The sequence below is a fragment of the Desulfovibrio legallii genome, from assembly GCF_004309735.1.
GTDB classification, from domain to species: domain Bacteria; phylum Desulfobacterota; class Desulfovibrionia; order Desulfovibrionales; family Desulfovibrionaceae; genus Desulfovibrio; species Desulfovibrio legallii.
On the sequence record NZ_SIXC01000010.1, the window covers coordinates 73637 to 99860 of the forward strand.

19 protein-coding genes are annotated in these 26224 nt (G+C 62.9%); 8 read left to right on the forward strand and 11 right to left on the reverse strand.

Annotation, left to right across the window (positions count from 1 at the left end; all coding sequences use genetic code 11):
- Nucleotides 1-138: 138 nt before the first annotated feature.
- The 3 genes from ppk1 to EB812_RS08950 all read left to right on the forward strand — a co-directional run bounded on the left by ppk1 (nt 139) and on the right by EB812_RS08950 (nt 4707).
- Complete coding sequence (gene ppk1, locus EB812_RS08940; protein ID WP_242621257.1) at nt 139-2277, forward strand: polyphosphate kinase 1; 2139 nt, start codon at nt 139-141, stop codon at nt 2275-2277.
- Complete coding sequence (locus tag EB812_RS08945; RefSeq protein WP_118230112.1) at nt 2274-3188, forward strand: Ppx/GppA phosphatase family protein; 915 nt, start codon at nt 2274-2276, stop codon at nt 3186-3188. Before ppk1 ends, EB812_RS08945 begins: the two co-directional genes overlap by 4 nt.
- A 382-nt stretch (nt 3189-3570) precedes the next feature.
- Nucleotides 3571-4707 (forward strand): D-alanyl-D-alanine carboxypeptidase family protein, encoded by a 1137-nt coding sequence (locus EB812_RS08950; protein WP_130958116.1) that lies wholly within the window; start codon nt 3571-3573, stop codon nt 4705-4707.
- 395 nt (nt 4708-5102) lie between these two features.
- On the opposite strand, the gene EB812_RS08955 is transcribed toward EB812_RS08950, so the two are convergent.
- Complete coding sequence (locus EB812_RS08955; RefSeq protein WP_130958117.1) at nt 5103-5456, reverse strand: DUF134 domain-containing protein; 354 nt, start codon at nt 5454-5456, stop codon at nt 5103-5105.
- A 262-nt stretch (nt 5457-5718) separates the two neighbouring features.
- Complete coding sequence (locus tag EB812_RS08960; RefSeq protein ID WP_130958118.1) at nt 5719-6096, reverse strand: DUF5320 domain-containing protein; 378 nt, start codon at nt 6094-6096, stop codon at nt 5719-5721.
- Between the two features lie 198 nt (nt 6097-6294).
- On the opposite strand from EB812_RS08960, the gene EB812_RS08965 reads away from it, so the two are divergent.
- On the forward strand, nt 6295-7143 hold the full coding sequence (locus EB812_RS08965; protein ID WP_130958119.1) for an Mrp/NBP35 family ATP-binding protein: 849 nt from the start codon (nt 6295-6297) through the stop codon (nt 7141-7143).
- 122 nt (nt 7144-7265) lie between these two features.
- Nucleotides 7266-8699 carry an aldehyde dehydrogenase gene (gene aldA / locus EB812_RS08970; RefSeq protein WP_130958120.1) on the forward strand — a complete coding sequence of 478 codons (1434 nt, stop codon included), beginning with the start codon at nt 7266-7268 and terminating at the stop codon, nt 8697-8699.
- A 686-nt stretch (nt 8700-9385) separates the two neighbouring features.
- On the opposite strand, the gene EB812_RS08975 is transcribed toward aldA, so the two are convergent.
- The 9 genes from EB812_RS08975 to EB812_RS09015 form a co-directional block, all read right to left on the reverse strand.
- Nucleotides 9386-9820: a cytochrome c3 family protein gene (locus EB812_RS08975; RefSeq protein ID WP_118230785.1), complete on the reverse strand. Its 435-nt coding sequence runs from the start codon at nt 9818-9820 to the stop codon at nt 9386-9388.
- Between the two features lie 61 nt (nt 9821-9881).
- On the reverse strand, nt 9882-10844 hold the full coding sequence (locus EB812_RS08980) for a formate dehydrogenase accessory protein FdhE (RefSeq protein WP_130958121.1): 963 nt from the start codon (nt 10842-10844) through the stop codon (nt 9882-9884).
- A gap of 184 nt (nt 10845-11028) precedes the next feature.
- Nucleotides 11029-11688 carry a 4Fe-4S dicluster domain-containing protein gene (locus EB812_RS08985; protein WP_130958122.1) on the reverse strand — a complete coding sequence of 220 codons (660 nt, stop codon included), beginning with the start codon at nt 11686-11688 and terminating at the stop codon, nt 11029-11031.
- Nucleotides 11689-11779: 91 nt separating this feature from the next.
- A complete protein-coding gene (gene fdnG / locus EB812_RS08990) occupies nt 11780-14821 on the reverse strand; it encodes a formate dehydrogenase-N subunit alpha (RefSeq protein ID WP_130958123.1) in 3042 nt (1013 codons plus the stop codon).
- Nucleotides 14822-15275: 454 nt separating this feature from the next.
- Nucleotides 15276-16214 (reverse strand): hypothetical protein, encoded by a 939-nt coding sequence (locus EB812_RS08995; protein ID WP_118230789.1) that lies wholly within the window; start codon nt 16212-16214, stop codon nt 15276-15278.
- Nucleotides 16215-16279: 65 nt separating this feature from the next.
- On the reverse strand, nt 16280-16609 hold the full coding sequence (locus EB812_RS09000) for a hypothetical protein (protein WP_130958124.1): 330 nt from the start codon (nt 16607-16609) through the stop codon (nt 16280-16282).
- 204 nt (nt 16610-16813) lie between these two features.
- A complete protein-coding gene (locus tag EB812_RS09005) occupies nt 16814-17410 on the reverse strand; it encodes a DUF4881 domain-containing protein (RefSeq protein WP_130958125.1) in 597 nt (198 codons plus the stop codon).
- Nucleotides 17411-17422: 12 nt separating this feature from the next.
- Nucleotides 17423-18487, reverse strand: a complete 1065-nt coding sequence (locus EB812_RS09010) for a sulfite exporter TauE/SafE family protein (RefSeq protein WP_118230792.1) — start codon at nt 18485-18487, stop codon at nt 17423-17425.
- Between the two features lie 16 nt (nt 18488-18503).
- Nucleotides 18504-18803 carry a DVU0150 family protein gene (locus tag EB812_RS09015; protein ID WP_118230793.1) on the reverse strand — a complete coding sequence of 100 codons (300 nt, stop codon included), beginning with the start codon at nt 18801-18803 and terminating at the stop codon, nt 18504-18506.
- 470 nt (nt 18804-19273) lie between these two features.
- Between EB812_RS09015 and EB812_RS09020 the strand changes: the two genes are divergently transcribed.
- The 3 genes from EB812_RS09020 (at nt 19274) to EB812_RS09030 (ending at nt 25930) form a co-directional block, all read left to right on the forward strand.
- On the forward strand, nt 19274-22003 hold the full coding sequence (locus EB812_RS09020; protein WP_242621256.1) for a sigma-54-dependent transcriptional regulator: 2730 nt from the start codon (nt 19274-19276) through the stop codon (nt 22001-22003).
- A gap of 11 nt (nt 22004-22014) precedes the next feature.
- Nucleotides 22015-24582 carry a PEP/pyruvate-binding domain-containing protein gene (locus EB812_RS09025; RefSeq protein ID WP_118230794.1) on the forward strand — a complete coding sequence of 856 codons (2568 nt, stop codon included), beginning with the start codon at nt 22015-22017 and terminating at the stop codon, nt 24580-24582.
- Between the two features lie 85 nt (nt 24583-24667).
- Entirely contained in the window at nt 24668-25930 is a 1263-nt protein-coding gene (locus tag EB812_RS09030; protein WP_118230795.1) for an MFS transporter, read from the forward strand.
- Nucleotides 25931-26224: the final 294 nt, after the last annotated feature.

Below are 26224 nucleotides of genomic sequence, written 5' to 3' on the forward strand. Positions count from 1 at the left end.
TGCCTGCGGGTAAGGCAGTGCGCCTGCCCTGGGGAAAATGCACCACAAGTCTACGCCGCAATTTTTTCCGTACTGTCGCCATATTTTCACAAAGGAGGCCTATAAGCCGGGCAAAACACAAAAAACGGAGCCCGCGTGATGAACGACAGCGCCAGGATGAACAACCGGGAGCTGAGCTGGTTGTGCTTTAACGAACGCATCTTACAGGAAGCCCGCGATCCGGCCAATCCTCTGGTGCAGCGCTTACGATTTTTGGGGATATTTTCCAGCAATCAGGATGAATTTATCCGAGTGCGGCTGGCCGCGCTGGTGCGCTTATGCCGCGAAAGAGATCCGCGCCGCCCCCTGCTCATGGGTGGCCTCAGCCCACAAGAAGCCCTGCGCCGCGTCAACGAAAGGGCGGCACGGGGGCAGGCGGCCTTCAGCGCCACCTACGCGGAAGTGCTGGCAGCCCTGGCGCGCCAGGGCATTCGCGTACGGGACGAACACCAATTGACCACAGGGCAGGAAATTTTTTGCCGCGCCTACTTTGCCGATGTCATTAAACCCCAGTTGGTGCCCCTGATCCTCAACCGCCGCGCCCGCCTGCCTTTTTTGCAGGACAGCCACATCTACCACGCTGTCCGCATGGCCCCGGAAGGCAACAAAAAAGCGCGCTACGCCATTATCCGCATTCCCGTCAACGCCAGCTGCCCCCGCTTTGTGGAAATGCCCTCCCAGCCCGGCTGTCATGACATCATTTTTGTGGACGACATCGTCCGCCTGTGTCTGAACAACATTTTTTTTATGTTCAGCTACGCAAAAATTTCCGCCTATACCTTCAAAGTAATGCGTGACGCCGAGCTTTCACTGGACGATGACGTATCTAAAAGCCTTATTGAAAAAATGGAAGAAGGCTTGGAACACCGTCTGCGCGGTCGACCCGTGCGCCTGATCTACGACCAGGCCATGCCCGCCGATTTGCTGGCGCTGCTGGCCTCTAAGCTCAATCTGAAGTCTGGAGAACTCAACCCCGGCGGCCGCTACCACATGATGCGCAGCCTGATGCATTTTCCGCAGGTGCGGCCGGACCTGGAAAGCAATATGCCTCCGCCCCTGGCCCATCCGGATCTGACGCCTTTTTCAAGTATTTTAAAGGTAGTGAAAAAGAAAGATATTCTGCTGCACTTTCCCTACCACTCCTTCAACCACATGGTGGACTTTTTAGGAGAAGCGGCCATTGACCCCAAGGTGACGGACATCAGCATCACGCTTTACCGCACGGCGGACCAATCCAGGGTCATTAATGCTCTGGCCAACGCGGCCCAGAACGGCAAGCGCGTCACCGCGTTTGTAGAGCTCATGGCCCGCTTTGATGAAGAACGCAACGTCAAGGCCGTGGATGTGTTGCGCCAGGCCGGAGTCCACATTATCCACGGCGTCAAGGATCTTAAGGTGCACTGCAAACTTGTGCTGGTAGAACGCATGGAGGGCCGACAGAAAAACGGCTATACCTACATCGGCACCGGCAATTTTAACGAGGACACGGCCCGGCTCTACAGTGATGTGGGGCTGCTTACCGCCGCCCCCGGCTTTGCCGAGGACGCACGCCGCATCTTCAGCGTGCTGGACGCTTCGCACAAACCCCTGGAATGTGCCAACCTGGTGGTGGCCCCCTACCACATGCGCACATTTTTCAGCCGGTTGGTAGAAAAAGAAATCAAAAATGCCCGCGCTGGAAAGTCCGCCTATATTTTTGCCAAACTCAACAGCCTCACGGACGAAGGCATGATCCGCCTGCTTTACAAGGCCGGAGCCGCAGGGGTGGAGGTACGGCTTATCGTGCGCGGGGCCTGCTGTCTTAAGCCGCAGGTGCCGGGCCTGAGCGAAAATATCTGGGCCATCAGCATTGTAGACAAATTTTTGGAGCACGCCCGTATTCTGATTTTCTGCAACGCCGATGAAGAAAAAGTCTACATCGCCAGCGCAGACTGGATGCCCCGCAACCTGGACCGACGCATAGAGGTCGCGGCTCCTGTGGACTGCCCCCGTCTGGCACGTACTTTGCGGGATATTTTCGCCATCCAATGGTCGGACAACGTTAAGGCCAGGGTACTTGATGACGCCTGCTGCAACAGTTACCATACCGGCCTCACGGCGGTGCCCTGCCGATCGCAGCTTCTGCTCTACGACTATTACGCCCGCAAAGCCCTGCGCCAGGGGACGTCCCCCAAGCGAAGACAAAAGACGGACGCCGCCAAAGCCAGGGACAATGCCCCACGCGGAGCGCAGATATGAACTTGCAAACCGTGGCCGCCGTGGATGTGGGCTCCAATGCCGTACGCTGTCTGATCAGCGACGTGAGCCGCTTGCGACCTGACAGGCCCGCCAAAAAAAGCGCCTATCTGCGCATTCCCCTACGGCTGGGAGCGGACGTATTCGCACGAGGGCGCATCTCGGACGAAAAAAAGGCGCTCTTCCGTGAGGCCATGCAGGCCCTCGCACACCTCATGCGGGCCTACAGCGTGGACCACTACCGCATCTGCGCCACTAGCGCCATGCGTGACGCCGCCAACGGCCTGGACCTCCTGGCCGCCGTCAAGGCCGATACCGGCCTGGATATGTCCATTATTTCCGGCATCGAGGAAGCGGAAATCCTGTTCGAAGCCAATGTCTTTTCCCGCTATATGGAAGATAGCGAGGCGGTCCTTTATGTGGATGTGGGCGGCGGCAGCACGGAGATCGTCCTGGCGCGCGGCGGGCTTCTGGTCGAGGCCTTTTCCTTCCAAGTGGGCACACTGCGGCTACTTGCCGGGGCCGTGGCTCCGGACGAACGCCGACGGCTGGCGCGCGAGTTAGCCAGCCTGACCAAGACCTACCAACCGCGCAAAATTATCGCCACTGGCGGAAACATTAACAAGATAGCAAAACTCTTGGATAAAAAAGAAGGGAAATCCGCCACCCCGCAAGAGCTGCGCAATTTGCACATGGCGCTGCGCGGGCTGAGCCTGGAAGATCGCATGGACAAGTTCCGGCTCAACAGCTACCGTGCGGACGTTATTGTGCCCGCCTTGGAAATCTTTCTGGAAGTGGCGGACACTGTGGGCGCTACACGGATTATCATTCCCAAAATCGGCCTAGTGGACGGCATTGTCAGGCATATGTGCCTGCATACCGACGCCCGCCTGCCGCAACAGCCGCCCGCATAACATTTTTGCGTGGGAAACAGACTGGTTCAGCGCCTCAGGCAGGCCGGTTTCACGTCCGGCTGCATAAGGCTTACGTAACGCCTTGGCGGCCCGTGGCCGCCTCGCACTGCCGCAGGAGAATTGCAACGAAAAGGGCTCTGCCCGACTCCCCGCAAGGGCTCCCTCCGATAAACACGTGCCCGCAACGGCCAAGCCTCTTCCTCCCCCGGCCCGGCCCGCTTGCATTTGCCGGATTTCTCGCGTACAGGCAATAAACTGTCTATTGTTTTTCTAGATTAGAGCTATTTCCGCCCGCACTTCCGTTGTGCACGGCCTGCCCCTTCCAAACGTCAGCTGCCCAGGCGAAACCGCCACGGACCCGGAGCGAACCGAGGGTATACGCATGAACTCACCGTTTTTTGCCGACGCGCCCCGCGCGTCGCGCGTTGCTTTCCTGACCCTGTGCTGCCTGTGCTGGCTTTTAGCCGGACTGCCCGCCACAAGCCGCGCCGCGCCTCCAGTGCCGACGCACGGGGCCGTGGGGGTTTGCGCCGCCATCCTCTACGACCTGGATCAGGACGCCATCCTCTTCGAGCAAAATGCTGATACCCCCATTCCACCAGCTTCACTAACAAAAGTTCTTTCCATGTTTCTGGTTATGGACCAGATCCGCGCCGGCCTCGCCAGCCTGGACAGCCCGGTGACCATCAGTCGTCTGGCCGCGCGCACCGGCGGCTCCCGCATGGGCCTGCGCCAGCGTGAACAACTCACTCTGGAACAACTGCTCACGGGCATGGCCGTTTCTTCAGGCAACGATGCCAGCACCGCTGCAGCCGAATTTGTGGGCGGCTCTGTGCCCGCCTTCGTCAACATGATGAACGCCAAGGCCCGCAGCCTGGGCATGCGCGACAGCGTCTTCGTCAACCCCCACGGCCTGCCCGCCCGCGGCCAAGTGACCACCGCGCGCGACATGCTGGCCCTTGCCCGCGCCTATCTGCGCACCTATCCGGAGGCCCTGCGCTTTCACAGCACCCATGTGCTTAACCACAGGGGCAGCATTACCTGGAACCGTAACCCCCTGCTCGGCCAGTACCCCGGCGCGGACGGCCTCAAAACCGGCTGGACCAACGCTTCAGGCTATAATCTTATTTTTACCGCCGCCCAGGGAAACCACCGCCTCCTGGCCGTGATTATGGCCGCGCCCGATGGCCGCACCCGCAGTATAGAAGCCTTCCGTCTGCTGGACGCAGGCTTCAAGGTCTGCACCAACCAGGCTGTCTCCGTCACCGCCGCTCTTGATACTCTGCCCCCCAACGCCTACCACCCCGACCCCCACCTCCTGGCCCGCGAAGCCAGCCGCCTCTACGCCGGCGCAGACCAGCCCGCACGCAAGCAGCATGTGCGCAAGGCCGCCCGACAGCAGGACAAACAGCTCAAAGCCGCCAAAGCCAAAAAAGCCCCCAGCCAGAAAGCCGCCCGCCACAAGCGCGCCGATGGCCAGGCCGCCCGCCGCGTGGCCGCCGCCAACTCGGCAAGTTAATTTTTTGTGGGGGGAAGGGGGACTTTTGTTCACAAAAGTCCCCCCTTCCCCCCACGCCCCCCCATCCCCTTCAAAAAACTTCTTTTCCTCACTGACAGATGCGGTGTTTTTCCAGGCCGTTGCCCCCAGCGTCAGCTTTTTCTCCGGGCCTGTGCCCTCACAGCCCACCACATTCCCGATCCGCGCATCCGGGCGACTTTTCCCCGGAAGTTGCGCGCGGCATAAAGGGGTGTGGTCGCGCAGCGACACCCCCGCCTTCCGGCGGGACCCCTTAGAGCATTTAACACTTGAAATGCTCGCTTACGGCAGGCAAAAGCCTGCCTTCTCGCATTTCGTGGCAAGGATTTTCAAGAAAATCCTTGCAGAGCAGTTAGCTCATTTCATTCGCTAACTGCCTAGCGCAGCGTGCCCCCCCGCCTCCGGCGACACCCCCCCACTCCGCACTGCGGACCGTGCCCGTCGCAAAGCTGGTAATCGCCGCCGGTAATGCGCAGCCGCAGTCCGTTGACCAGGGCTTCCGCCACCTTGCGGCGCGCGGCGGCATAGATGCTCTGCACTGTGGTGCGGGCAATGCGCATTTTTTCGGCACAGGATTCCTGGTTCAGCCCTTCCAGATCAATCAGGCGCACGGCCTCGTATTCATCTACCGTCATAACCACTTCACCCTGCGGCGCTTGCGGCCCCAGGGGGCCAAAACAGTCGCTTTCCGGCAGACAACAGACCTTGCGCCATTTTCGCGGTCGCGGCATACACAGACCTCATGCTTCAAAATATTTTGGCCGGTACACGGCGCGCCTTCCAAAAAGCCGCGGCCCGCACCCGCCCACTTCACATCTATATCCTGGTTCCGGGGCATTGTAAAAAATCGCAAACGCCGCCTCACGGCGCGCCAGGGCAAACTTGATTACGGCGGGGCCGCACCCCATGTGGCCCCGCCGCTGTTTTTCTCAGACGGTCAGGCTTGCCTGACACCCATTGCAAACCCCCGTCCGCTTGCGGCGGACGTGGCGGTCAGGCCTTTTCCACAGTCGCTGCCGACTCATTGACGCTTACTGCAGGCGCGGCAGACGACGTTTTGTCCGGCTGCGCAGCCCCCTGCGCGTTGCCGGCGCGAGCCATACCGCTGCCCCGGCACTGGCCCATGCCACGCCCCTGGCCCTGCCCGCGGCCCTTACCGCGCCCCTGGCCTTGGCCGTTGCCCATGCACAAGCCGCGCCGCTGACCATAGCGATGGGCCAGCCCCAAGCCCATAGTCTGGGGCTGGTCCATACCCTGTTCCCTATCCTGCACCATATCCTCATTGCTCCGCGCGGCCGTGCCGCAATTACCCAAACCCCGCCCGGTGCGGGAACCCTTGCCCTCAGGACCAGTGTGATCTCTGCCCGGCATATGAACCTCCTTGTGTACGCGGGCCCTGCGGACTATCCTTTCAGGCTGGTCCCAGGGCCACGCCTTGCTCTTGCCAGAATTGGCTTGAGTTGTTATTTGACATATGTCGTAAATCCATTTAGGCCCAGTTTTTGACATATGTCAATAAAAATTTTCCGGGCTGTGAAAAAATCTTTTACCTCAAAAAGGCAGTTTCCCATGAGCGAACAGTGCAACCATGCGTGCGGTTCCTGCGGCGAGCAGTGTACAGACCGCCAGACGGAGCAGACAGACTTTCGCGTCAAGCCGCACCCCCAGAGCCGTGTGGGCAAGGTGGTGGCGGTCATGAGCGGCAAGGGCGGCGTGGGCAAGTCCCTGGTCACGGCCCTGCTGGCCACGGGCATGACCCGGCGGGGACGGCAGAGCGCCATTCTGGACGCGGACATCACCGGCCCTTCCATCCCCAAAATTTTTGGCCAGCACGGCAAGGCCAGGGCCAACGAATCCGGCCTGTTGCCTGTGCGCAGCAAAGGCGGGGTGGAAATGATGTCCATGAATCTGCTGCTGCCGGGCGAAAGCGACGCCGTCATCTGGCGCGGGCCCATCATTGGCGGGGTGGTCAAGCAGTTCTGGTCTGAAGTCATCTGGCAGGATGTGGACTACATGTTTGTGGACATGCCTCCAGGAACGGGCGACGTGCCCCTTACGGTCTTCCAGTCCCTGCCCGTGGACGGTATTGTAGTGGTGACTTCGCCTCAGGATCTGGTTTCCATGATTGTGGAAAAAGCCATTGACATGGCCCGGCAGATGGACCTTCCCATCTTGGGCCTGGTGGAAAACATGGCCTACTTCCACTGCCCGGACAACGGCAAGGACTACAAAATCTTTGGTGAAAGTCACCTGGACGAAGTAGCCGCGCGCCACCACCTGCCCGTGCTGGGGCGCCTACCCATTGACCCGGCCCTGGCCGCCGCCTGTGACGCCGGCGGTGTGGAATCCGTCACCGGCCCATGGCTGGACAAGGCCCTGGAGACGATAGAAGCCCTGGCGGACAAACCCGCCGCCTGAGCGCGCCGCAACAATTCCTTGCCGGGCGGTGAGCCTGTGGACCTTTGACGCCACGGACTTGCCGCCCTTCTTTACCTTTTGGGCGAACTGTGGCTATGTGTTGGGAAACCAAGGAGCAGCCTATGCGCACCTATCAGCAGTTCATCAATGGCAAACTTGTTTCCCGCCCCGGTCAGAGCATGATTGAGGTGGAAAACCCCTCCACCGGAAAAATCATGGCCCAGACCCCCAACGGCGGGCGCGAAGACGCCCAGGAAGCTCTGGAGGCCGCCCACAAGGCGCAGGAAGCCTGGGCCGCACAGTCCGCCGCCGCCCGTGGCGCATACCTCAAGCAAATGGCCACCCTGGTCCGCAAACACCGCACGGATCTGGCCCGCCTGCTGGCCGAGGAACAAGCCAAAACCCTGCCCCTGGCCTATGCTGAAATCGACGGCACCGCAGAATATTTTGACTACTATGCCGGCTGGGCCCGCCTCTACGAAGGCGAAATCATCCAGAGCGACCGCCAGCGCGAAAATATCCTGCTCTACCGCCAGCCCATCGGCGTGGTGGCGGGCATCTGCCCCTGGAACTTTCCCTTCTTCGTCATGGCCCGTAAGGTGGCGCCTTCCCTGCTTACCGGCTGCACCGCCGTCATCAAGCCCAGCAGCGTCGCGCCCGTGACCGTCATGGAATTCGCCAGAATGGTGGCGGATCTGGACCTCCCCGCCGGCGTGCTCAACTTCATCACCGGCGGCGGCTCCACCCTGGGCGAGGCCCTTTCCTCCAGTCCCCTGGTGGATATGGTCACCCTTACCGGCAGCGTGGAGGCAGGCCAGCGCATCATCACCGCCAGCGCGGCCAACGTCACCAAAGTTTCGCTGGAGCTGGGCGGCAAGGCCCCGGTCATCGTCTGCGCCGACGCCGACCTGGATCTGGCCGTGCGCGGCGTCACGGCCTCGCGCACCATCTTCAGCGGCCAGGTCTGCAACTGCGCCGAACGCCTCTATGTGCAGGACAGCATCGCCGAACAGTTCGCCGACAAACTGGCTGAAGCCTTTGCCAAGGTACGCCTGGGCAATCCCTTTGACGAGCCCGCGCCCGATATGTGCAGCCAGATCAACGCCGAACAGCTGGAAAAAATCGACAGCATGGTCAAACGCGCCAAGGCCGACGGCGCGGAAGCCATCACCGGCGGCGCGCCCCTGAACCGTGAAGCCGGCTACTTCTACGCCCCCACCCTGCTGGGCAACTGCCGCCAGGACATGGAAATTGTGCGTAAAGAAGTGTTCGGGCCCGTGCTGCCCATGCTCACCTTCCATACCCTGGATGAGGCCATTGCCTTGGCCAACGACTGCGAATACGGGCTCACCTCCTCCATCTTCACCACCAAGCTCACCAATACCATGGAAGCGGTCAACCGCCTCAAGTTCGGCGAAACCTACGTCAACCGTGAGCACTTCGAGGCCATGCAGGGCTTCCACGCCGGTTGGCGCAAGTCCGGCATCGGCGGGGCCGACGGCAAGCACGGGCTGATGGAGTACCTGCAGACCCATGTGGCCTATATTGATTACTAGCGCAATTTCAGAGTGGAATTGCGCTGCGGCGTTTGGAGTCCCTTCTCCTCCGTAAGAGGAGAAGGGACTCCCCCGCGAGGGGGGGAGGGGCCTGCAGCCCCTAGAGCATTTAACACTTGAAATGCTCGCTTACGGCAGGCAAAAACCTGCCTTCTCGCATTTCGTGGCAAGGATTTTCAAGAAAATCCTTGCAGAGCAGTTAGCTCATTTCATTCGCTAACTGCTCTAGCCCCCCTACAACCCCCATACCCCGCTTGCCACAGGCAGCCCCACTCTATCCGGCGCGGCTGGGGTGTGCCGCTGCGCGACCACACCCCTTTATGCCGCGCTCAACTTCCGGGGGAAAATCACTCGGGTATGCGGGCTGGTAAGGATATGGGGCAGTAAGGGTAAAGATGCAGATATGCGCAGGTTGGGGCTGGTGGCTGTGAGGAAGGGCCGCGGGTATGCCTTGGTCGGAGATATGAGCAGCTGTACGGGCGACGATGGGGGAAAGGGGCTACCTCAAGAAAAGGCATCGTGGTCCACAAAAAACGCCGCTGGCGGCAACGGCCTGAGAGAAAGCCGTATCGGCCGGTGAGGAAAAGAAGTTTTTTGAAGGGGATGGGGGGCGTGGGGGGAAGGGGGAACTTTTGTGAACAAAAGTTCCCCCTTCCCCCCACAAAAAAGCACAGTCTGCGTTTTCCCTATTTACCGGCCTTGGCGGCGGCTTCGCGGGCGGCGGGGCTCATATGGCAGGGCTGGCAGCCCTTGAATTTGGCATAGCGGGCCGGATCCTGCGCCTTTTTCTGTGAGTGGCAGCCGTAGCAGGAGCGGTCGGAATTTTTGGAGTGGAAGGCCATAAACATGCTCATGGGGTCACGTTCACGCGCGCCGGGGGTAGCGTGGCATTCGGTGCAGGAAACATAGCGGTCGTCGCCGGGATTTTCGTGGTGGCAATGAATGCAGCTGATGCCTTTATGCGCCGTATGGGGGAACATAACGCTCATGCGGTCGGAGTTGCCGCCTTCGATTTTGATGGGATTTTTGATAATCTGCGACATTTCCTTGATGGTGCGGGCCTGCGCGTCACCCGCCCACCAACAGGTCAGGGCCAGCATGAGAACAACAGCGTACTTCATTGGTGCTTCCTCCAGTGAGCGGTTGCGCGCGGCGTAACAGCCGTCGTGCGTCCAGTAAGGGTTAAAACGTGTTCCAGAACGAAGGACGGAGCGGATGCAGTTTTTTGCGCGCCGCCACCATGTCCAGATGCAGCATGCCCAGGGCCAGGGCGTCCGGGTCGGGCACGGTATCGCGCTCCCGCAGGTCCACGGTGGGGCAGTAGCCCTTGCACTTGGTGCACCAGTCCAGGCGTTCGCCGTGGGCCGGGCCGCTTTCCCGCAGCAATTCCATAACGTCGTTGCCCTCCGCCCCACAGGCCGGGCAAGCGCCGCGTCGGAACGGCCAGTTGGCCCCGCACAGGCCGCAGTGCAAATGCTTTTTGCCCCCGCCGCCCACCAGGTAGGCATTTTTTTCGTCCACAGCGGGCTTGTCCAGCCAGCCCAGGGTGGGCAGAGCGCCGCACACGGGGCAGCAGCCTTCGCGCCACAGGCCGCCCGCATCCCACGGGGCGGCCGCCCCTTCAGGCGCAGCCTGGGCCGCAAGGCCCCGCAGCACGGCCCCGGCCACAAACTGGCCCACAAACTCCAGCGCCGGCGCTTCCACCCCGTTTTCTTCGGCCAAGCGGGCCAGGGCGGCGTGGTCGTCGGCCGCCACGGCCCGGACCAGCGCTTCCTGCGCGGCGCTGTGGGCCGCGTCTTCGGCCAACAGCAAAATTTCCAGGGCCGGCAGGGCCGCATCCACGCCTTTAAGCTCGCGCATGTGGGGCAGCAGGGTTGCGGCGGCCAGACGCAGAGGCGCGGCGCTGCCCGCAAACGTGGCGTCGGCCAGCAGGGGCACGCCCTGGCCCAGGCGTTCGGGATTCAGCGCGGGCAAAGCAAGCCCGGCCTCTTCCAGGGCGGCGGCCATAGGGGCCGCCAGGTCGGCGCGGGCGCGCAGCAAGGGGGCAAAGGCGTGCAGCACAGGGTCCAGCACGGGCCGCCATTCATGGATTTCGTCCAGGGTGCGGGTCACCTGGGCAGCCGTGTGGGCAGGGGTAAGGGGCATGAGCGCTCCGAAAAAAGTTATGGATGCAAGAGCCGGCGACCGAAACCGCCTGCTTGTGAATAATACCGCCCCAAGGGCACTTTTACAACTACAGACCGCGAGGTTCTTTGCGGGATTTTTGGCAGGGAGAGAAACCTTTTGCGGACAGGGGGGCAGCCGGGGCCGCCCCCCTGTAACGCCGCGCCTACATGAAGGCGGCGTATTCGTAATAATGTTCTTTTTCCTCGGCCAGCAGGTAAATGACACTCACTTCCGTAAAATCGGCCAGGAAGGCCTTGGGGAAGCGCTTGCGGGCTTCTTCCAGGCGTTTCTGGGCCAGGGGCAGAATTTCCTCCCGTTCGCCGAAGACCATGGTGCCCGTGGGGCAGGTCTTGACGCAGATGGGCTGCATTCCTGCGGAAACCCGGTCGATGCACATATCGCACTTGGCGAGCATGCCAGTCTTGGGGTCGCGGCGGGGAATATTATACGGACAGGCGTCTATGACGGCCTGGGCGTCTTCTTCACTGAGCTGGGCGGATTTTTCCGTAGCCAGCACAGCGCCGGTCTTGGGATCCTTGATGATGGCGCCGGGCACGCTCATGTCGGCCACGTCCTTGCAGATGGGCGTAAGGCAATGGCGGCACTGATCGGGAAAGAAGTTCCAGATGACCGTGCCCTTGTCGTTCATACGCTCATTGAAGCGCACGATTTTGAGGTTATTGGGGTTGAGATCCGGCGGGTTCTGGTGCGAGCCGCGCTGCTTGGTCTCATTGGCGGGCAGGTTGTGCCATTCTTTACAGGCCAGTTGGCAGCCCCGGCATGCCGTACACCGCGTGGTGTCGATAAGAAAGGTTTTCGGCATTGCTATGCTCCTTGGCGGGCGCGCCCTTTGCCGGGACGCGCCCTCCTGTGGGTCCGATTTGCAGAGAAGCTCTCCCGAAGGGTCGGCCGCTCTAGCCTATTTCGGTCAACTTTTCGGCCTTGCGCAGATTGACGCAACACGCCTTGGATTCCGGAATCGTGGTATTGGGGTCAAAGGCCGCCACGGTCAGCCTGTTGGTGGAGTCGCCGCACTTGGGGGTCGTCCAGCCAAAGGCAAAGGGCATACCCACCAGGTGGATGGTCCTGCCCATGACCGTAAAGGGCCGGATGCGCACGGTGACCATGGCAATAGCCTCGCAGGTGCCGCGCGCACTTTCCAGGATAACCCCGTCGCCGTTTTTGATGCCCTTTTCTTTGGCCAGCTCATGGCTCATTTCCACATAGAGCTGGGGTTCGGCTTCCAGCAAGTTGGGCACGTTGCGGGTTTCGCCGCCGCCGCACCAATGCTCCGTAAGGCTGTAGGTGGTGAGCACAATGGGATAGCGCGGGTCTGCCGGCGGGGCGATCTTGTCCATATCCGAAGTATGGAACTTGTAGACCGGGCTGCTCAGCTGGCTGGAGAAGGGGTGGCTCTTGAGCGGGGTTTCCGCGGGCTCATAGTGCTCGGGGAAGGGCCCGTCCGCCGTGCCCACGCCGTAGAACTGAGCATGGCCGTCCTTCATCATGATGAAGGGCAGTTTGCCCTTTTCCTTGTCGGCCAGGGGCGGCCAGGGGCCGTCGGGCACATCGCCCACCCACTTGGCACCGTCCCACTGGATAACCGCCTTTTGGGGATTCCAAGGCTGGCCGTTGGGGTCCACAGAGGCGCGGTTGTAAAGGATGCGCCGGTTGACCGGCCAGCACCACGACCAGTTGGGGAACAGGCCGATCTTGGCCTGCATGGGCGTCTGGCTGGTATCGCGGCGTTTGGACTTGTTGCCCTCCTCTTCCGTCCAGCTGCCGCAGTAGAGCCAGTTGAGCGAAGAGGTGGTGCCGTCGTCCTTGAGCGCCCCAAAGGCGGGCACAAGCTGGCCGCGTTTGTACTGCTTGTCGCCCACCTTGCTGTCGGCCCAGAACAGGCCGTTGATGCGCCTGGTCCACTCGGCGGCGACGAACTTGTCCGTCCAGTGCATCTTGAGGACGGGATCAGGCAGGGCCCCGCCCTGCGCCTTGTACAGCTCGCGGATCTTATTGAACAGGGGCACTACCAGGTCGCCGAAGTCGCGGGCCTCATAGCCGGGCTTCACGCCCATGTCGAACCACTGCAGCCAGCGGCCGCTGTTGCTGATGGTGCCTTCCTTCTCAATGCGGTGGGCCGAAGGCAGCAAGAATACTTCCGTCTTGCAGGCCTTGGGGTCCACACCGGGGCGCTTCCAGTTGTCCGTGGTTTCAGAGTTATGGATTTCCATGCAGACCAGCCAGTCCAATTTGTCCAGGGCCGCCCGCATCTTGTTGGTGTTGGGGAAGCTGTTCATGGGGTTCACGCCCACGATGAAGCCACCCCGCATCTTGCCCTGGTACATCTTGTCCATGGCGTACATGTAGGAGCAGTCTTCGCCCGGCTCCAGCTTGGGCAGGAGGTCATAACAGAAGTTGTTTTCGGGCGTGGCCGCATCGCCAAACCAGCCCTTGAGCAGGCTGACCATGTACTTGGGCCGGTTGCCCCACCAGTTGGCGCTGTTTTTGAGCGTGGTGACAGGGGTATTGGCCTTCATGTAGTCGGCCAGACTCTGCCAGGGCGCGCGCGGCGTGGCGTTGTAACCCGGCAGAATATGGTAGAGCAAAGCGTGGTCTGTGGAGCCCTGCACATTGGGTTCGCCGCGCAGGGCGTTGATACCGCCGCCCGCCACGCCGATGTTGCCCAGCAGCAGCTGGATAAGCGTGGAGGTGCGGATGTTCTGCACGCCCACGGTGTGCTGGGTCCAGCCCAGGGCGTAGAGGATGGTGCCCGCCTTGTCCGGCTTGCCCGTGGCGCAGAAGGCCTTGTAGACCTTAAGCAGGTTTTCCTGTGAAACGCCCGTCACGTCCGAAACGTTTTTGAGCGAATAACGGGAATAGTGCTGGCGCATGAGGTTGAGCACGCAGCGTTCGTTTTTGAGGGTCGGGTCAATAACCGGCCCGCCGTCCGGGCCCTTGGCCAGGACCCACTTGCTCTTGTCGTAGCTGCGGGTCTTGGGATCGTAGCCGGTAAACAGGCCGTCCTTGAAGCCGTAGCCTTCGCCCACCACAAAGGCGGCGTTGGTATAGTTGAGCACATAGTCTTTGAAATACAGATTGTTTTCAAGGATGTAATTGATCATGCCGCCCAGGAAGGGGATATCCGTGCCCGAACGCAGGGGCACATGGAAATCGCAGCGGGCGGACGTACGCGAGAATTTGGGGTCCACGTGCATAAGCACGGCCCCGTTGTCCCTGGCCCGCATAATCCACTTGAAGGCCACGGGATGGTGTTCAGCGGCATTGCTGCCGATAATAAGCACTGCATCGGTATTTTTGATATCGATCCAGTGGTTGGTCATAGCACCGCGTCCGAACGACTCTGCCAGAGCCGCAACAGTGGGGCTGTGTCAGACCCGGGCCTGGTGGTCCATATGGACAACTCCCAGGCCGCGCATGGCTTGATGGATGGCCGCACATTCCTCATTGGAGGCGTGGCTGGTGCCCATCCAGAAGATGGTGTCCAGACGGTTGACCGTCTGGCCTTTAGCGTTTTTAAGCACCATATCACGGTCGCGCGTTTCTTTTACGCGCCGGGCGATCTGGTTCAGACACCACTCCCAGTCTTTCTCCACCCAGGCGTCGCTGTGCGGTGCGCGGTAGAGCGGTTTGTGCAGGCGGTGATCGTTGGTGTACATGGAAAACAAGGCCGCGCCCTTGGCGCAAAGGGCCCCTTCGTTCACGGGGAAGTCGGGGTCGCCCTCGGTGGAGACCAGCTTGCCGTCCCGCACATAGGCGATGACCTGACAGCACACGGAACAGAACGGACAGACGCTGATGACTTCCTTGGCGCCCTCGATTTTGAGCTTGCCGGCATAGGCCTGGGCCTCGCCCAGATCAAAGCCCAACTGCCCCAGCGTGAGACAGAGGACTCCGGCACCGACGCCCTTGAGGAAACTCCGTCGGGTGCTTTTCATTATACCTCTCCTTGGTGTTGACCGGTACAGGGCGGGCGGAGCCGAGGCAGCTCCGGACGCTCCGCGTTGCGGCCGCGCCACAGCACGACCCCTCCTCTTCCGCAACGGAAGGAATTAGTGTCACCCTAATCTAAAAACCGTGACAGCGCAAGGCTGTACCATTTTTTACAAGGAGATCTGCCCCCTTTTTATGCCCATCCAACCATGCAGAATGGTATACCATTTTATAGACAGACGCTGACGCCCACAGGCGAAAGGGAGATTATTGCGCGGGGAAGCAGGTTAGCCATTGCAACCTTGAAGTGCCCTGGCGGTTGCGTGCGCAGCCGACAGCCTCTTTGTCTCCAAGGCATGTCTGTCATTTATCTATGGGGGGAATTTTTTGCAGGAGGGGGAAAGGACACAACGGCGATAGGCCGCGCGGGGGACGCGCCCCGCACGGCCTGGCCATGGGTCAGCGCCTTGTGTCCTGAGGAGTGCGCAGCCCCTTGGGGGGCCGCAGGCGCACAAGGCAGCCGGGCCGCACGGCGGAACGGGCCGCATTCGACGCGGCAAAAGATTGTTGTTCCAGCAGCAGTTCCAGCACGCCACGGGGTTTAGCGGGCTGGGCCTGGGCCTGAGCCTGGACCAGGGGCCAACCTTGCGGGTCCAGCACCGTGCAGGACGTGCCCGGCGGCGGGGGCGGCGCACCCAGCAGCAGACACCACAGACGCAGGGCTGTCTTTTCCGACTGCACGCGCAGCACTTCACCGCAGCCCAGGGTCGCCAGCAGATTCTGGCAGCGACTGCCCAGGGCAAAGACCAGCACCCCACCTGCAAGACCGGGCAAAGCCAGGCTTGCGGCCAAAATAAAAGGGTTCCAGCCCAGCAGCCTTTGCAGCAGAGAGAGGGAGGCCGCACGTAGGGAGCGCGCGTCGGCGTACACCTGCACGGTCAGGTGCTGCTCCGTGCTGGGGGGCGCGCCGCGGAAGCGCACCAGCAGATCGTACCGGCCCGGTTCCGTTGAGGGACCGGCGGCCACTGCGGCACGCCACATGCCGTTGCCCATCCAGTAGCCGGTGAAAAAGCCTTCCAGTCGGAAAGTCAGATCTGGGACCGACGGGGTAAAAACCGCCTGCAGGTCACTGTCCACGGGGTTTTTCAAGGCTGCCGGGCCGGAGATCTCCAGGCCCTGGCCGGGCACAAGGTCCAGCACGCCCGCACCGGCACGCATAAGCCCCTGCGCGCCGTCCAGCAGGGCCAGCAAGGCCAGGGCCAGAAACACGGCGCAACACACGCCCAACCGCCGTTGATAACCGCGCAAACGGCCGTAGTCCCGCCAAGCGGCGGATGCCGGGGCAGTCAGCGAAGATGCGTCCGGCGAGGTTGACAGAGGGGTGGGCGTAGGGGACATGCGGTTTTCCTCCTTGCCGCGGTTATGCCTCGGACACGGGGGCATGGCAAGGCCGCGGCGGCGCATTACGCGGTCCGGCCCCCACGGCTGCGGACGGGCAGCGGCTGCGTGGCCGTCTGGGCCACCTGCCAGCAGACCAGGCAAGGGCCGCGTTTGGGCAGGTCCACCAGGCTTTGCCCAACGGCGGGCCAGCGGCGACGCACCAGGCGGGTCAGCCAAAAGGCCGCCCCCCAGACGGGCAGACTGATGCCGAAAAACCAGACGCTGAACACCAGTTCCGAAGCCGCTGTACTGTGGGCGGACATGTACATGCCTACAAACACGGCCGCCACCATGACCAGGTTGGCCAGAACGCGGATGACGCCCGTATAGAGAGACTGACGGTAGCTGTTCACTGCATCCTCCTGTGTGCCGCATGCGGGCAGCGCCCGGTAACGGCCGGACGCGGCGGAGAGTTGTCCTGTCCAGGCCGGGGCCGTAGGCGGCGCTTTTGCCAAAGCCGGAGCGGACCTGTTCCGCTCCGGCCGGCCTGCGCGGCAGAGGGGAGCCGCCGCGTGTCTACAGGCGGGGGCGGCATGATCCCCCGCCCGACGTGGGGGCTACTTCTTGAAGATATTGGTCTTGGTTACATTCATAATACGGATGGCCTGGCCCTTTTCGGCATTACGGAAGGCCACGCGCATTTCGTGCCCCGCCGTCCAGGCGTAGGGCGGCAGATCCAGGGCCTCAGCCGGCACCTTAAAGGTAATCAAGGCCTTGAGCCTGGCGGAGTATACGGTAACAGAGCTCTGTTCCTTATCCACCACGGGGAAGGTCTTGCCCGCCACCTTGGGATGGTCCGCGCCAATGTTCTTTTCCACATCCGTAAACTGCACGGGCAGTTCGCGCACGGACTTGGAGGCCTGGTCGTAGATCAGCACCACGGACTTGTTGATGTCGATCATCAGGCGGCCGCCAACCATGGGCGCGGGGCCCATATCCTTGGCTTCGACGGGCAGTTTAAAAGTATGCACGCCGCCGCTGTAGTGCGGGTTGAACTGGTCGTGGGTCACGTCCACCACGATGGTCATGGTTTTGGCCGCGGGGTCAAAGGCCACACAACGGCCCTGCTCCACCCCGCCATCAAAGTTGCAGCCGGCAAGTAGGGCAAGAGAGCCGGCCATTGCCAACGTAAACAGCAGATTGCGTATCTTCATGGCGCGTCTCCTTTAGTTGCCGGCGGGCTGGCGCTTCTTGGCGGCCAATTCCGCCTTGGCTCCCTGCACCATCTTGACGGTGATGTAGAGGGAAATGCCGGTGACCAGGGTGAGCACCACCACTGTGGCCACAGGGCCGAGCAGCCAGTTCCAGGCAGGCAGTTCGGCCTGCAGCAGCTTGAGCAGCACGGAAAGAAGGCAGCCCACCACGGCCAGACCGAACACAAAGCGGATGCCGTAGCCCTTGACGTACTTTGTGGCGACCACGCCGATCTGCGCGCCGATGGCCGCGCCGCAGAGCATGATCAGGGCAGCCAAAAGTTCCACGCGGCCTTTGTAGGCGTAGGAGGCCGCACCATAGAGGCCGGAGATGGCCACTTCAAAAAGGTCTGTGCCCACGGCCAGGTGCGTGGGGCAACCGACCAGGTAGACCAGGGCGGGCATGCGGATCAAGCCGCCGCCGATGCCCAGGATACCGGCCAGCCAACCGGTGAAAAGGCTGACGACCAGGGGCAACCAGGCAGAGCAGGTGATGTTGGCGTGCTTGTAGTGCACCACGGGCGGAATGCGGATGGCCTGCAGGCGCGAGGCCCAGTCCACGCCGGTGGCGGTGCTGTCCAGCTGCTTGTGCTGGGCCAGAGCCTCACGTTCCTTGCGCTTGCGCGCGGCGATGTCGTGAAAGACCAGCCAGGCCAACAAGAAAAGCAGCACCACATAGAGCCAGCGCACCACTTTGTCCACGGAGCCCAGGCGCTCCAGCCACATGACCATCTGCGCGCCCAGTTCCATGCCGAAGATGGTTCCTATCAGCATGGTCAGGCCCAGGGCATAGTCCACATTGCCGAACTTGCCGTGCCGCATGGTGGAGATGAGCGATTTGCCCGCCATCTGCGCCATGTCCGTACCAATGGCAAATGCCATGGGAAAGCCCAGAATGTTCAGGCCGGGCGTAACCATCCACGCGCCGCCCATGCCGAAGAACCCGCCGATGATTCCCACGCCCAAGCCCAGAATGATCAGTCCCGGCCAGAAGATGTGCACGCCGGAAATGGGCATCAACATATACAACCAGTCCATATGCGCCTCCTTCCGGCTACTTTTCCGCCAGTTCGCGGTGCTTGAGGTCAATACCGATGTGCGACATGACCAGGTCGGCCAGCCAGCCGAAGATCACACCCACGATAGGGATGATGATCATGGTCAGAATGGCGAAAAAGAAATGGCTTTCATTATACATTTCCGCCCACCAGTAGAGGATGCCGTCCAGTTTGCGGGTATCCGCCACAATGACCACATCCGCCGACTTCTTGGCCGCCAGGGCCAGGGACGGCAAAACCGTGACCAGCAGGGCGCTGCCGGTGATCCAGGTCCAGAACCTACGCAGCTTGCTCATGATTCCCTCCATATCCAGACAATTTCCGGGCCAGTGTCGCAACGCAGCCCACGGCGCGCCGCACATGCCATGCAATTGTGAAAATTATAGCAACTGCCGTGCCATTGCGCGGCGCCGCCCCAAAGCGCAAGGCGCGCAATGGCCCCTGGTCTGAGGGGAAAAAGGGATAAAAACCGCCCTGCCACAGGAGGAGGCGCCGCGCAAAAAAACTTTCCGGAACCGGCCCGGAGAGCTGGCCGCGCAGGCCGTTGCGCGGGTGCAGGGCCGCTGGTCGGGCCTTGCGCTGAAGAAGCTCAGTCCCCAGTCCGTCATGGGGAGGGCAGCGCACCCCGCCACAACAGAGACAGCAGCCTCCAGAACAAAAATCCGGGTGTGTCACGCGATTTTTGCAAGAAACAGCTTGCGCGGAGTGATAAAGACCCCTATAGTCAGAACCGCTTGCGCTTTTTTGCGCAACAGGGAGGACGGGCGTGCGTTTCCCCAGACCCCTACCGGGCGGCAACTCGCTGGAGCTGACCGCTTTCTTCCTCAACCGCAGCCTGTGCAGCCGCATGCTCATGCTGGGCCTGCCCCTGCTGGCCTTGGCGCTGCTGCTTATCGTGCTGTTCACCGGCAAGGCCGTGGATACGGTCCTAAACCGCGCAATTGCGCGCAACGCGCAACTCCAGACCCAGGCCATGCGCCTGGCGCTGGAAGAATCCCTGGCCGAAACCCGCAACCAGCTGCTCATCCTGGCCGCCGGCTCCATGGACCTGCAGGCCATGACCGAACGTTTTCGCTTCCGCGTCCAGACTAAAGGACTGCGCTACCGGGAAGTGGCCTTCATGGGGATTGCCCCCGAAGACCGCTATGTCCTCATGAACTACGAGGGCAAGGTCATCAGCGTGCCTCCGAAAATCGCGCTGGAAAGCCCCACCGGTCCCTTCCACCATATGTGCGGCGAGCAGCGGCCCGGCTACGTCACTGTGGGGCAGCCTCTGGAGGCGGTCTACTCCCTGGTGCCAATGGACGGCGCCATGCAGACCGTGACCCTCTATGTGCTGCGCTTTTCCACGCCGGTCTACGACCGCCGGGGCAATTTCACGGGCTGTCTGCTCCTTTCTCTGGATCTGCGCGAACTGCGCGACACCATCTCGGCCTATTCCGCCCCAGAAGCCCCCATTGCCGCCGAAGCGGAAACGCGCGTGCGCAGCCTGTTTTTTGACCGTGAAGGCTGGATGCTCTTCCAGTCCGAGCCCAAGGACGCCAGCCTGCGCAAAAAAAGTCTGAATACAGACATCGTGCGGGCGGGCTTTGCCGGCGACTTCGGCAGACCGGGCTTTAACCTGGCCTTCCGCCCCGGCCCGGACCACCTCAGCTACTGGAGCATGGTGGCCGACGTGCAAGAGGGCCGTTCGGGCCAGCTGCCCATGCGTGAAAGCGTCACCGTCTGGAGTAACGGACAGATGCGCGTGGAGCGGGTCAGCTATGTGCCCGTCAGTTTTCAGCCTGAGGTGGCGGCCCCCCCCGTGGTGCTGGGTGGCCTGGCCGTGCTGGACACCAGCTTCACCACCACCCGCACGGGCATGCAGATCATGAGCATCTACATCGCCGCCTTCGGCGGAGGATTTTTGCTTCTGGGCCTGAGCCTGTGGTGGCTGGCCTGCCAGATGAGCGGCAGCCTGCACAGCGTGACCAGGCGCCTGCAGGAACGCAATGCCGCGGACAGCGCCGCCCCCCTGGGGCTCCCCCCTTTGCCCGTGGAGCTGGAACGCCTGCGCGCGGGCATAGACGCCCTGCTGGAACGGCTGCGCCTGACCAAAGAGCTCTGCCGCAGCCAGGAGGCGGAACACAACGCCCAGTGGCGGCGCGAACCCGTGCTGGATCTGCCCCATCCCCAGGATCTGCCCGCCCACGGGCTGGTGGGCAATTCCCCGCCCATGCGGGCCCTCTACGAACAGGTGCGCAAGGCCGCCCAGGTCACGGCCGACGTGCTGGTGGTGGGCGAAACGGGCACGGGCAAAGAGCTGGTCTCCGCCGCCATCCACCGCCTGAGCGCCCGGCACGCCGGGCCATTCATTACCATCAACTGCGGCGCACTGGACGAAAGCCTGCTCATGGATACGCTCTTCGGGCATACCAAGGGAGCCTTCACCGAAGCCAAACAAAGCCGCAAGGGCGCATTTCTGGCCGCCTGCGGCGGCACTCTCATGCTGGATGAAGTGGGCAATGCCGCGCCCAAGGTGCAGCAGGCTCTGCTGCGGGCGCTCTCCACCCGCTGCATCCGCCCTCTGGGCAGCGACCAGGACGTGCCCTTTGATACCCGCATTATCGCCGCCACCAACACACCCCTGCTGGACGCCGCCCGCAGCGGCGGCTTTCGCGAAGACCTCTACTACCGCCTGGCCGTCATTACTATCCATACGCCCCCTTTGCGGAAACGCAGGGAGGACATCCCGGAGCTTACGGTCTGCTTCCTTACCGCCGCCCACGAAGCGGCCGTGCGCAAGGCTCTGGCCGAGGGCAAACCCGCGCCGACTGGACCGCCCCGCCTCAGCCGCGGCGCACTGGCCCGGCTCATGGCCCATTCCTGGCCCGGCAACGTGCGCGAACTCAAAAACACCCTCACCCGCGCCCTGGCCTTCTGCGAAGGCGACCTGCTGCAGGAGGAGAATATCCAATTGCCCCCGCCGGGCAGCCCTGCCCCGCCGCAAACGCCGCCAGGGACACGTCCCCCTACCGCCCCGGCAGACAACCAGAAAACGCCCACTGACGCGCAGGACGCCGGCGCGCCGGCGGGCCCGCTGGTACGCCGCGTCCCCGCACCGCAGGCCCCAGACGCCCCTGATGCCGCAGACGCCGCAGACGCCCCAGACGCCCCTGACAGCGCCCCGCCAACCGCCGCGCCGGAGCCCGACGTCCTCCTGCTGGCGGCCCGCCGGGCCGGGCAAGAAGGCCGCCTCAACAGGCGCATCCTGCGGACCTGGCCCTTACTGACGGCCAAGGGATCTGTCAGCCGCCAGGAGTACCAGGGCCTGGTCGGCGAAGACATTTCCGTGCGCACGGCCCTTTACGATCTGCAGCTGCTGGTGACCCTGGGCCTGCTGCGCCGGGAGGGCCGGGGTCCGGCCCAACGCTATCTGCTTACAGATCTGGGAAAAACCGCTGTTGCCCCTCAGTCCCAAACCCACGGCACGTCACAGAAGGCCGTGGAACCGTAAAGGAGGCCCCCATGCTGCCTCTGCTGCGCAAACTCATAGGCCGCCCGCCCGCGCGCCCCGGACGCGAACAGGCCCTGGCTTCGTTCAACAGCCGCTACAAAGACTTCAAGGAGCTGCTCCAGGCCAACGCGGACCTGGCCGGCGTGCTGGCCGCCCTGGACCAGGCCCAGCGCGGGGACAAAAGCATGGACGTGGGCCAGGTGCGCAAAAACGCGCGCCGGGCCGTGGTCTTCAGCGAGCGCATGGCCACAGCCCTCAACCACCTGGCCAACGGCGGCCAGACGGCCCTGCTGCGCACGGTGCGGGCCCTGGGCGCACGCATTGAAACAGAGCTGAGCCAACATGCCCAGGGCGACGTGGCCCAGCTGGTCCTTTCTCTGGATGAGGTGGACGCCAGCATGGCCTACAGCGTGGGCGGCAAAAACGCCAACCTGGGCGAACTGCGCAACATGCTCGCCATGCCCGTGCCGCGCGGCTTTGCCATCACTATTCAGGCGGGCAACATGTTTCTGCTGCGCACGCCCGGCCTGTTCAAAAGCATTTATGACCTGCTGCGCTCCGTGGATCCGGACAAACCCCAAGACATTGCCCTCATTGCACGCCAGGTGGAGCAACGCCTCCTGGCGGCCCCCATGCCGCCAGAAGTGGAAACGGCCCTGCTGGGAGCCTGGGACGCGGCCTTCGGCACCGGCGCGGACGTGGTGGCCGCCCTGCGCTCCAGCGCCATAGCCGAAGACGGCGTGCAGTCCTTTGCTGGCCAGTACCGCAGCATCCTGGGCGTAACCCGGCAGGATCTGCTCATGGCCTTCCGTCAGGTCATGGCCAGCCTCTTCTCCGCTCGCGCCTTGGCTTACCGCGCCGGGCACGGCTACGCCCTGGACGCCACGGGCATGGGCCTGTGCTGTCTGGAAATGGTCCGGGCCAAGGCGGCGGGCGTGGCTTTTTCACGCCATCCCGTAGACCTGCGCTCTAACTGCGTGGTCGTCAACGGGCTCTGGGGCCTGGGCGAAATGGTGGTGGACGGCTCCGGCACGCCGGACCAATGGCTGGTTTCGCGCGCCACGGGCAAAATCGTCAAGGCCGCCATAGCTCACAAAGAAATGCGCCTGCGCCTTTCCCGCACGCCGGGCGGTCTGGTGGAAGGCCTGCTGGAACCCGTGCCCGACGCCCTGCGCGACGTGCCCTGCCTGAGCGACGACCAGGCCCGCGCCCTGGCCCGCATGGTGCTGGATCTGGAACGCCACTACCAGTACCCCCAGGACATGGAATGGGCTGTGGACGAGGATGATCAGATTGTCCTGCTGCAAACCCGCCCCATGGGCCTGGACAGCACGGCCGAACTGGCCACTGCCCCGGCCCTGGGGCACCTGCGGCCCCTGCTGGCCGACGGCGACGTGGCCGCCAGGGGCGTGGGCTGCGGCCCCGTGACCCCCGTGGTCGAAGGCGAGGATATGACCCACTTTCCCGAAGGCGCGGTCATGCTTCTGGCCCACTCCTCCCCCAACGCCATGACGGCCATGCGCCGGGCCGCCGCCATCGTGGCGGAAACGGGCAGCCTCACCGGGCACATGGCCTCCCTCTGCCGGGAATTCGGCGTGCCCACAGTTATGAATCTGCCCGGAGCCATGAGTCTGCTCGCCCCCGGCCAGGTGGTGACCGTGGACGCCCTGTCCGGCCGGGTCTACGACGGCGAGGTGCCGGAACTCTTGCCCCTGCGTCTGGTGCGCCCCCGCAGCCGGACAGACAGCCCGGCCCTCATGTTGCTCCGGCGCGTAGCCCCCTATATCCTGCCTCTGCACCTGGTGGATCCACAAGCCGCCACCTTCAGCCCGGAGCACTGCACATCCCTGCACGACGTCATGCGCTACGCCCACGAGCTGAGCTACAGCCAGATGTTCCAGATCTCGGACAGCGTCAGCGAAAAAGACGCCGGTCTTGCCTGTCGGCTCACGGCCCCCATCCCCCTGGACCTCTACATCATTGACCTGGGCGGCGGCCTGCATGCCTCCGGCGCGACCACCGTCACCCCCGAAGACGTATGCAGCGCCCCTTTCCGCTGTCTGCTCCGGGGCATGCTCAGCCCGGCGGTACAGGCGCACGGGCCGCGCCCTGTGAACATGCGCGGCTTTCTCTCGGTCATGAGCCAGAGCGTCATCGGCGGCAATCAGGAATCCGGCGCGCGCTTCGGCCAGCGCAGCTACGCCATCATTTCCGACCGCTACCTCAACTTCTCCTCCCGCGTGGGCTACCACTACGCCATCGTGGACAGCTGGTGCGGCGAAACCCTCAGTAAAAACTACGTCCGCTTTGAGTTCGCCGGCGGGGCCGCCGGCAATGCGCAGCGCGAACGGCGCGTGCGCTGCATCGGACTGATCCTCAAAGAACTCGGCTTTACCGTGGAGATTACCGGTGATAGAATACGGGCACGCTTCCAAAAGTACCCGCGCCACGACCTCTGTACGCGTCTGGACCAATTGGGGCGTCTTTTAATCATGACCCGCCAGATGGATATGCTCATGGTGGACGAAGCAGCCGTGCAAACCTACGCCACCAAATTTCTCAACGGCGCATACCACTGACCGGGACAGTTGCGCGCCAGCGCGACGCTCCGCCGGAAGGCCCTCCCCCAGCCCACCCCGGCCCACCTTTTTGCTCCGAGGCCCCATGCCGCCCCACGCTTTCACCGCGCCCAACGCCGCACAAACCCCCAGCCCGACGCCCCCCCCGGACGCCGCGCCCCAACGCCTCCTCAGCCGCGACTTTATCCTGCTATTCTGCATGACCATGTTCTGCAACAGCTTTGTGGCCGTCTTCTACTGCTTTGAACAATGGCTGGAAAGACTCGCCGTCAGCCCCAACTGGCGCGGCGTGCTCATTTCCTCCATGTTCGCCATGGTGCTGCTGTTCCGCCCCCTGTCCAGCATTTTCTTCCTGCGTCGGGGCAAACTGCTGGCCGTGGGCACGGCCATCCTTATTTCCAGCGGCGTCATGCTGGCCTACGCCCACGTGAGCGGCCCGCATATGGTGGCGCTCATCTGGCTGCTGCGCATCGTCCAGGGCATTGCCCTGGCGGTCTTTTCCAGCTGTACCGTGGCCGTGCTGGTGAGCTGCATCCCCAAGGGCCAAAGCGCCCGCGGCTTCGCCCTCTTTTCCCTGACACTGCTGCTGCCCTATTCCGTCATCCCCGCCCTGGGCGAACAAATTCTGCCCCTGCTGGGCGGCGAGCCACACCTCTTCGGCTTCATGGGCCTGCTGGGCCTGCCCTCCCTGCTCATGCTCCTGCCCCTGGCCCCACGCCTGCGCAAACCCGAACTGCAAAACGTCACCGAGGGCGGCGTTTCCGGCCACGAACTCTGGCACGCCGTGCGCCATTCCGGCCTGTTCTTCGTCTACATGGCCTGTATGACCTTCAGCATCATGACCGTACTGGCCATCTTCTTCATGAAAGGCCTCTGCTCCGTTACCGGCGCCCAGCCGGCCTGGTTCTTCAGCACCTACACCCTCACTATCATCTTGGTGCGCCTTTTGGGCAGCCACCGGCTCGATTCCCTGCCCCGCTACCGCGTCACCCTACTCTGCTGCGTTGTGCTGGCCTGCACCCAGCTGACCCTGGCCTGGGGCCCCCTCTGGACCTTTATCCCCGCCACCGCCCTCTACGGCCTGGGCCTGGGCCTGCTCTACCCCCTGCTGGCCGCCGCCGTCTACGACCGCTCCGCCCCCGACGCCCGCTCCCTCAACTCCAACATCATGATGGCCACCTTCGACGCCAGCGGCATGCTGGCCCCCCTCCTGGGCGGCATGGTCGTGGACGCGGGCTGGGGATACCGCGGCGTGTTCGTCACCACCGCCGTATCCATCGCCCTCTGCGGCTGCTGCATGCTCATCGATGGCCTGCGCCAACGCCAGCGCGCGCAAGAGCACGGGTAAGTGATGCGCTTTTTGTGGGGGGAGGGGGACTTTTGTGAACAAAAGTCCCCCTCCCCCCACACCCCCCACCCCTCAAAAAACTTCTTTTCCTCAAGCAACGCGACAGCCGTACCCTGGCAAGGAAACGGCCCCGCTCGGACGGGGATAGTACTCTTAKGGTACAGACCCGGACGRAAAGGGGCCGTTGACGCAGCCAGAGGGAAAACGCAAAAACGCCTGCCCGTCATCCGGGAATCCTGTGCGGCGAGGCGCTGCGAATTTTGTTCTCTGGCAAGGAAACGGCCCCGCTCGGAC

Excerpts from the sequence above, each read along its gene's own strand:
- ppk1 (WP_242621257.1), top strand. The coding sequence starts at position 139 with ATGAACGACAGCGCCAGGATGAACAACCGGGAGCTGAGCTGGTTGTGC.
- EB812_RS08945 (WP_118230112.1), top strand. The coding sequence starts at position 2,274 with ATGAACTTGCAAACCGTGGCCGCCGTGGATGTGGGCTCCAATGCCGTA.
- EB812_RS08950 (WP_130958116.1), top strand. The coding sequence starts at position 3,571 with ATGAACTCACCGTTTTTTGCCGACGCGCCCCGCGCGTCGCGCGTTGCT.
- EB812_RS08955 (WP_130958117.1), bottom strand. The coding sequence starts at position 5,456 with ATGCCGCGACCGCGAAAATGGCGCAAGGTCTGTTGTCTGCCGGAAAGC.
- EB812_RS08960 (WP_130958118.1), bottom strand. The coding sequence starts at position 6,096 with ATGCCGGGCAGAGATCACACTGGTCCTGAGGGCAAGGGTTCCCGCACC.
- EB812_RS08965 (WP_130958119.1), top strand. The coding sequence starts at position 6,295 with ATGAGCGAACAGTGCAACCATGCGTGCGGTTCCTGCGGCGAGCAGTGT.
- aldA (WP_130958120.1), top strand. The coding sequence starts at position 7,266 with ATGCGCACCTATCAGCAGTTCATCAATGGCAAACTTGTTTCCCGCCCC.
- EB812_RS08975 (WP_118230785.1), bottom strand. The coding sequence starts at position 9,820 with ATGAAGTACGCTGTTGTTCTCATGCTGGCCCTGACCTGTTGGTGGGCG.
- EB812_RS08980 (WP_130958121.1), bottom strand. The coding sequence starts at position 10,844 with ATGCCCCTTACCCCTGCCCACACGGCTGCCCAGGTGACCCGCACCCTG.
- EB812_RS08985 (WP_130958122.1), bottom strand. The coding sequence starts at position 11,688 with ATGCCGAAAACCTTTCTTATCGACACCACGCGGTGTACGGCATGCCGG.
- EB812_RS08995 (WP_118230789.1), bottom strand. The coding sequence starts at position 16,214 with ATGTCCCCTACGCCCACCCCTCTGTCAACCTCGCCGGACGCATCTTCG.
- EB812_RS09005 (WP_130958125.1), bottom strand. The coding sequence starts at position 17,410 with ATGAAGATACGCAATCTGCTGTTTACGTTGGCAATGGCCGGCTCTCTT.
- EB812_RS09010 (WP_118230792.1), bottom strand. The coding sequence starts at position 18,487 with ATGGACTGGTTGTATATGTTGATGCCCATTTCCGGCGTGCACATCTTC.
- EB812_RS09015 (WP_118230793.1), bottom strand. The coding sequence starts at position 18,803 with ATGAGCAAGCTGCGTAGGTTCTGGACCTGGATCACCGGCAGCGCCCTG.
- EB812_RS09025 (WP_118230794.1), top strand. The coding sequence starts at position 22,015 with ATGCTGCCTCTGCTGCGCAAACTCATAGGCCGCCCGCCCGCGCGCCCC.
- EB812_RS09030 (WP_118230795.1), top strand. The coding sequence starts at position 24,668 with ATGCCGCCCCACGCTTTCACCGCGCCCAACGCCGCACAAACCCCCAGC.